The sequence below is a fragment of the Streptomyces sp. AcH 505 genome (genome assembly GCF_000818175.1).
GTDB lineage: Bacteria > Actinomycetota > Actinomycetes > Streptomycetales > Streptomycetaceae > Streptomyces.
This window is the reverse complement of the sequence record NZ_JTIY01000001.1, coordinates 3,573,182-3,579,641: the sequence shown is the minus strand read 5'-3', so window position 1 is coordinate 3,579,641 and position 6,460 is coordinate 3,573,182. Positions and strand designations below refer to the sequence as shown.

7 protein-coding genes are annotated in these 6,460 nt (G+C 70.4%); 5 read left to right on the top strand and 2 right to left on the bottom strand.

Annotation, left to right across the window (positions count from 1 at the left end; genetic code table 11):
• The 3 genes from HY68_RS16380 to glmS form a co-directional block, all read left to right on the top strand.
• Positions 1–266 (top strand): SHOCT domain-containing protein (locus HY68_RS16380; protein ID WP_041989431.1); only part of this gene is annotated, 266 nt, incomplete at its 5' end.
• 88 nt (positions 267–354) lie between these two features.
• Positions 355–630 (top strand): hypothetical protein, encoded by a 276-nt coding sequence (locus HY68_RS16375; protein WP_041989428.1) that lies wholly within the window; start codon positions 355–357, stop codon positions 628–630.
• Positions 631–743: 113 nt separating this feature from the next.
• Entirely contained in the window at positions 744–2,573 is a 1,830-nt protein-coding gene (gene glmS / locus HY68_RS16370; protein ID WP_041989426.1) for a glutamine--fructose-6-phosphate transaminase (isomerizing), read from the top strand.
• Between the two features lie 248 nt (positions 2,574–2,821).
• On the opposite strand, the gene HY68_RS16365 is transcribed toward glmS, so the two are convergent.
• Both HY68_RS16365 and HY68_RS16360 read right to left on the bottom strand, forming a co-directional pair.
• Positions 2,822–3,400 carry a GPR1/FUN34/YaaH family transporter gene (locus HY68_RS16365; RefSeq protein ID WP_041989423.1) on the bottom strand — a complete coding sequence of 193 codons (579 nt, stop codon included), beginning with the start codon at positions 3,398–3,400 and terminating at the stop codon, positions 2,822–2,824.
• Positions 3,401–3,596: 196 nt separating this feature from the next.
• A complete protein-coding gene (locus tag HY68_RS16360) occupies positions 3,597–4,118 on the bottom strand; it encodes a universal stress protein (RefSeq protein WP_041989420.1) in 522 nt (173 codons plus the stop codon).
• Positions 4,119–4,546: 428 nt separating this feature from the next.
• Between HY68_RS16360 and HY68_RS46215 the strand changes: the two genes are divergently transcribed.
• Both HY68_RS46215 and HY68_RS16350 read left to right on the top strand, forming a co-directional pair.
• Positions 4,547–4,999 carry a hypothetical protein gene (locus HY68_RS46215; RefSeq protein ID WP_052457104.1) on the top strand — a complete coding sequence of 151 codons (453 nt, stop codon included), beginning with the start codon at positions 4,547–4,549 and terminating at the stop codon, positions 4,997–4,999.
• Positions 5,000–5,386: 387 nt separating this feature from the next.
• A partial coding sequence (locus HY68_RS16350; protein WP_063779651.1) for a helix-turn-helix domain-containing protein occupies positions 5,387–6,460 on the top strand: 1,074 nt, incomplete at its 3' end.

Genomic DNA, 6,460 nt, shown 5'->3' with positions numbered 1-6,460 from the left:
CGGAGCTGTGGGGCTTCAAGAAGGACCCGCTGATGGCGCTCGTCGGCGCCGCGGTGGTGGCCAGGCTGCCCCACCCGCGCGCCGCACGCCCGCCGGCCGCCCTCGACAGCGGCGAGAAGCCGGTGGACACGGTGAAGGAGCCGTCCGCCGGCGACCATGACGCGCTGCTGCGGCGGTTGCGGGAGCTGGGCGAGCTGCACCAGGCCGGGATACTCACGGCCGACGAGTTCACCACCGCGAAACAGGCCCTCCTCAGACATCTGTAGGAGCGGGCGAGCGTAGATTCCCTCCCCCTCCTGCCCGAAATCGGGCAGGATTCTTGCAAACGGCCTGACCGACCCGCAATATCAACGGGTGCTCGAACGACGCCCGTCGCATGACGACCTCATCGACCATCTGGTCGGCAGCACCGCGCTGCGGCGCGGCGAAGCCGCCCGGGTGGTCCTCGACGTGCTGGCGTACTTCGACGAGACGGCCGAGGAGTTCGTACGGCGCAGACACCGGGAGCTCCAGTCCGGCGGCGCCACCAACGCGGACATCTTCGAGCGGATAGCGGCCGAGCTGCCGCATCGCGCCGTGGCGCCGCCGGAGCTCTCGCTCCGGCAACTGCGCCGCATCGTCTACGGCTGAGCCGGAACCGAAGCCGGAGCCAGAACCGGTTCTGGAGCCGGAACCCGGTGACCCGGTCAGGGCGGGTCACCACCTGGAGCACGCACCCGTAAATCAGGAGGGGCAAGAACCGTATGTGCGGAATCGTGGGATACATCGGCAGGCGGGACGTGGCTCCGCTGCTGCTCGAAGGGCTGCAGCGGCTGGAGTACCGGGGGTACGACTCCGCCGGCATCGTCATCACGGGAAAGCCGGCCGCGGGCAAGGCGGCGGCCCTCAAGATGGTCAAGGCCAAGGGCCGGGTCCGCGAGCTGGAGGCCCGTGTCCCCAAGCGGTTCGCCGGCACCACCGGTATCGCGCACACCCGCTGGGCCACCCACGGCACCCCCAGCGACGCGAACGCGCATCCGCATCTGGACGCCGAGTCGAAGGTCGCCGTCGTGCACAACGGCATCATCGACAACGCGTCCGAGCTGCGGGTGAAGCTTGAGGCCGACGGGGTGGTGTTCCTCTCCGAGACCGACACCGAGGTGCTCGTCCACCTCGTCGCCCGCTCGCAGGCGCCGACCCTGGAGGAGAAGGTCCGCCAGGCGCTCCAGCTGATCGAGGGCACGTACGGGATCGCCGTGCTGCACGCCGACTTCCCCGACCGGATCGTCGTCGCCCGCAACGGCTCGCCCGTGGTGCTCGGCATCGGCGAGAAGGAGATGTTCGTCGCTTCGGACGTCGCCGCGCTCGTCTCCCACACCCGCCAGGTCGTCACCCTCGACGACGGCGAGATGGCCACCCTCAAGGCCGACGACTTCCGTACGTACACGACGGAGGGCTCGACCACGTCGGCGACGCCGACCACCGTGGAGTGGGAGGCCGAGTCGTACGACATGGGCGGCCACGACACGTACATGCACAAGGAGATCTCGGAGCAGGCCGAAGCGGTCGACCGGGTGCTGCGCGGCCGGATCGACGACCGGTTCTCCACCGTGCATCTCGGCGGTCTCAACCTGGACGCCCGCGCGGCACGCGGGGTGCGCCGGATCAAGATCCTCGGCTGCGGGACCTCGTACCACGCGGGCATGATCGGCGCCCAGCTGATCGAGGAGGTGGCGCGCATCCCCGCCGACGCGGAGCCGGCGTCCGAATTCCGCTACCGCAACCCCGTGGTGGACCCCGACACGCTGTACGTGGCCGTTTCGCAGTCCGGTGAGACGTACGACGTGCTGGCGGCCGTGCAGGAGCTGAAGCGCAAGGGCGCGCGGGTGCTGGGTGTGGTCAACGTCGTCGGTTCGGCGATCGCCAGGGAGACGGACGGCGGCGTGTACGTGCACGCCGGGCCGGAGGTCTGCGTGGTGTCCACGAAGTGCTTCACCAACACCGTGGTCGCCTTCGCCCTGCTCGCGCTGCATCTGGGCCGGATCAGGGACCTGTCGGTCGCCGACGGCAAGCGGATCATCGACGGGCTGCGCCGACTGCCCGCGCAGATCGACGAGATCATGGCGACCGAGGACGACATCAAGGCGCTCGCGGGTGAATACGCGCAGGCCAAGTCGATGATGTTCATCGGCAGGGTGCGCGGCTATCCGGTGGCGCGTGAGGCGTCGCTGAAGCTCAAGGAGGTCTCCTACATCCACGCGGAGGCGTACCCGGCGTCGGAGCTGAAGCACGGTCCGCTGGCGCTGATCGAGCCGGCGATGCCGACGGTGGCGATCGTGCCGGACGACGATCTGCTGGAGAAGAACCGCGCGGCGATGGAGGAGATCAAGGCCCGCAGCGGGCGGATCCTGGCGGTGGCGCACCAGCCGCAGCCGAAGGCGGACCACACCATTCTGGTGCCGAAGAACGAGACGGAGCTGGACCCGATCCTGCTGGGCATTCCGCTCCAACTGCTGGCGTACCACACGGCGCTGGCGCTGGGCCGGGACATCGACAAGCCCCGCAACCTGGCGAAGTCCGTGACGGTCGAGTAGCAGCCCCCTTCCGACCCGCCCCGCACGGGACGGCCTGCCCCGCACGGGACGGCCTGCCCCGCACGGGCGAGAGCGCCCCCGGCACGGCATCCGCCGTACCGGGGGCGCTCTCTCGGACGGGGCCGGCGCTTGCCCGAACGCCGGCCCGCGGCTGCCTGGCCGTACGGGGTTCACGGGGTCACCCCGGAACGGCCCAGTGCCCCTCCCGGCAAGCTCTGCCTGTCGCGCGAGCATTGCCGGGCACGGCACTAGCCGGTGGCCGTCACTCCCCGGCCGGCAGCACGGTGGCGCGGCAGGGCGGTCGGCCAGTGGGCGAGCGCCGCCGTCGCCACGTACCAGGAGGCGACGCCCGCCACGGCGGCGACCCAGCCGCCCACCTTGGTGAGACCGCCGCTGTCCGCGAACTGGGCGATGCCGAGCAGCAGCAGCCCCACGAAGAGCAGGCCGTACGTGCCCTGGAGGAGCGGTCCGTAGCCGGAGGCGCCGATGGTGAGGCTGAGGGCGAGGAGCGCCCACAGGATCAGGAAGAGTCCGGCCGTCTCGGAGGTGACGGCATCGCCCGCTCCGGTCCCCCAGGTGAACCAGAAGGCGCCGAGGCCGGCGAAGGCCGTGCCGGTGAACGCGTTGCCGGCGCGGAATTCGAGGAGGCCCGCGACGAAGAGGGCGACTCCGCCCACGTACAGGGCGAGCGAGACGGCGCTCGCCGCCGTGACGCCGTCGATGACGCCGGTGTGGCCCACGCCGAAGGCGAGCAGCGTGAGTCCGAGCGCGAGATGGCCGAGAACCGAAGTGGATGTGTTGCTTCCCGCAGAGACGTCGTTGTCCACGGCGGGCTCCCTTCTGAGGTGCTGTTCTGCTGTGTCCCAGCGACTCTTTATCTACCCTTCACAAGGACACAATCCACCTCTGCGCGTGAGCAAATTCACGCTGGGCACAAGGAAGTTGACGCTGCGTCGTCACTGATGTGACGCCTGATCAGGAAGTGGTCAGGAGTGACGGTCGGGAGTTACGGATGGCCGGCCGTTACGGGACGACGACGACCGGGCGCTGCGCGCGGCGCGCGAGCCGGCCGGCCACGGAGCCGAAGATCCGTCCGACGATGCCGTGCGTGGAGCCGACGACGATCGCGTCGGCGGAGTACTCCTGGCCGACCTCTTCGAGTTCGTGGCAGATGTCGCCGCCGCGCTCCACGAGGATCCAGGGGACGTCGCTCAGATAGTCCGCACAGGCCAGTTCGAGGCCGAGCACTTCCGTGCGGTGGTCCGGGACGTCGACGAAGACGGGAGGTTCGCAGCCGGCCCATACGGTGGTCGGCAGCCGGTTCGCCACATGGACGATGATCAGGCCCGAGGCGAGCCTGGTGGCCATGCCGATGGCGTAGGACAGGGCCCTCTCGCTGGAGGTGGAGCCGTCGAAGCCGACCACCACTCCGTGCCGGAAGGCCGGGTCGCAGGATGCGCGCGTCTGTTCCGCCGCTCGCAGGTCCGACAGTGGGTCGGCTACCTGCTTGCGGTCAGCGGGTTCGGGGATTTCGTGACCGGCCATTGGCGTCTCGGCGAAAGAGATCCTCTTGAGAAGGAGCAACAATTGGCGTGGCAGCGTAACGGTCTGAGCCGTGTCCGGGAATCATCTTCCCAAGCCCATACCCCCAAGGGTACGGCGGCACTCCTCTCCTGCCCAGTGCTGGCCGCCCCACACGCGGCGTTCCAGGGAGCATGCACGAGCCCGCCCAGGATCGCAATGCCCGGTGGCGTCTACAGCCGTTGACGCCCGGAGGCCCGGGCCGGGGACGGTCCGGATGCCGGTGCCGGCACGGTCCGGATACCGGCGCCGGTACGGTGCGGACGCCGGTCCCGGTACGGTGCGCGAGCCGTTCCGGTACGGTGCGGCGGCCAGCCGGAGCAATGCGCAGTGACCGTACGGCGCCGCCCGTCGTTGCCCATCGGCCACGTCGCCGCCTACAAGGAGCTCCCGTGCCCGCGCCTTCGACAGCCTCGTACCCCGCCCAGACCGGCACGCCCCCTGTCACGCCCCGTCCGCGCCGTACACACCCGCCGGTTCCGGACAGCGGCGCCGAAGCCGCGCCGCGTACGGCCGGGAACGCGGCCGTTCCGGCCGTTCCGGCCGACGCGGCGGGCGAGGTGATCCGCTGGGCCGTGTTCAGCTGTCTGCTGGTACCCGTGGTGCTCGTGGTGTACGGAACGTCGGTCGGCGGCGCGGCCGTCGCGGCCCTCGGTCTCGCCGCCGTGACGACCGGATGCCGGCTGTTGCTGCGCCAGTCCGAGCGGGCCGCCGCCCAGGTGCGCGCCGCCGAGGCCGAGTCGGCGGCCGCGACGGCCATGACGGCCGCCGGGGACGGGCGAACGGAAGCACGGGGGGCGCACTGGGGCTCACGCGCGCGGGAGGAAAGTGCGCCGGGTCATTGAAGCCGCCGTTCGCCCACACCCGGCTCTTTTCGGCCAACTTCACCTGCGTGCCGAACCCTTGGCGAAATGGCCTGTCAACCCCCTTGTCACCAGGGAAGAAAGGACCGCTACGGTCTCCCGCACCCTACGGGGATGGGCCATGCACGTGAGGCGTACTTCCCTGCACGGCTTGTGAGTGGAACGCTTCGTGATCGAATGCTTCGCGCCAAGTTGCCTTGTCGACATAACGCCGGATGAAGAACTCTGTCACGCCGGCACCACGGAACACAGTAGATTCGATCATGAGCATCGAAGGCTGGGGACCCGTGCAAAACCGAGGGGAATCGTGCAGGAGCGAGAGGCCCGACAAGAACGGGGAGACGCGAACACCGAGGGGGGCTTAGCGCCATGAGCCAGGACTCCACTGCCGCACCGGAGTCAGTACGGAAGCTTTCCGGGCGTCGCCGCCGGGAAGTCGTCGCCGTGCTGCTCTTCAGTGGTGGGCCCATCTTCGAGAGCTCGATCCCGCTCTCCGTGTTCGGCATCGACCGCCAGGACGCCGGCGTTCCCCGCTACCGCCTGCTCGTCTGTGCCGGCGAGGAGGGACCGCTGCGGACCACCGGCGGTCTCGAACTCACCGCGCCGTACGGACTGGAGGCGATCAGCAGGGCCGGCACGGTGGTGGTGCCCGCCTGGCGGTCGATCACCTCGCCGCCGCCGCTGGAGGCGCTGGACGCGCTGCGCAGAGCGCATGAGGAGGGGGCCAGGATCGTCGGGCTGTGCACCGGCGCCTTCGTGCTCGCCGCCGCGGGGCTGCTGGACGGCCGCCCGGCGACCACGCACTGGATGTACGCGCCGACGCTCGCCAAACGCTACCCGTCGGTCCATGTGGACCCGCGGGAGCTGTTCGTCGACGACGGGGACGTACTCACTTCGGCCGGCACAGCGGCCGGAATCGACCTGTGCCTGCACATAGTCCGGACGGACCACGGCGCCGAGGCGGCGGGCGCGCTCGCCCGCAGGCTGGTGGTCCCGCCCCGGCGCAGCGGCGGTCAGGAGCGCTATCTCGACAGGTCTTTACCAGAGGAGATCGGCTCCGACCCGCTCGCCGAGGTCGTCGCCTGGGCGCTGGAGCATCTGCACGAGCAGTTCGACGTGGAGACGCTCGCCGCCCGCGCGTACATGAGCCGCAGGACGTTCGACCGCCGGTTCCGCTCGCTGACCGGCAGCGCGCCGCTGCAGTGGCTGATCACCCAGCGGGTGCTCCAGGCGCAGCGGCTGCTGGAGACCTCCGACTACTCCGTCGACGAGGTCGCGGGCCGCTGCGGCTTCCGCTCGCCGGTGGCGCTGCGCGGTCACTTCCGGCGTCAGCTGGGCTCGTCCCCGGCCGCCTACCGCTCGGCCTACCGGGCGCGCCGCCCGCAGGGCGATCCCGCGGCGCAGGGGGTCATGGAGCCGGTCGTACCGGCGCAGGCGTCCACG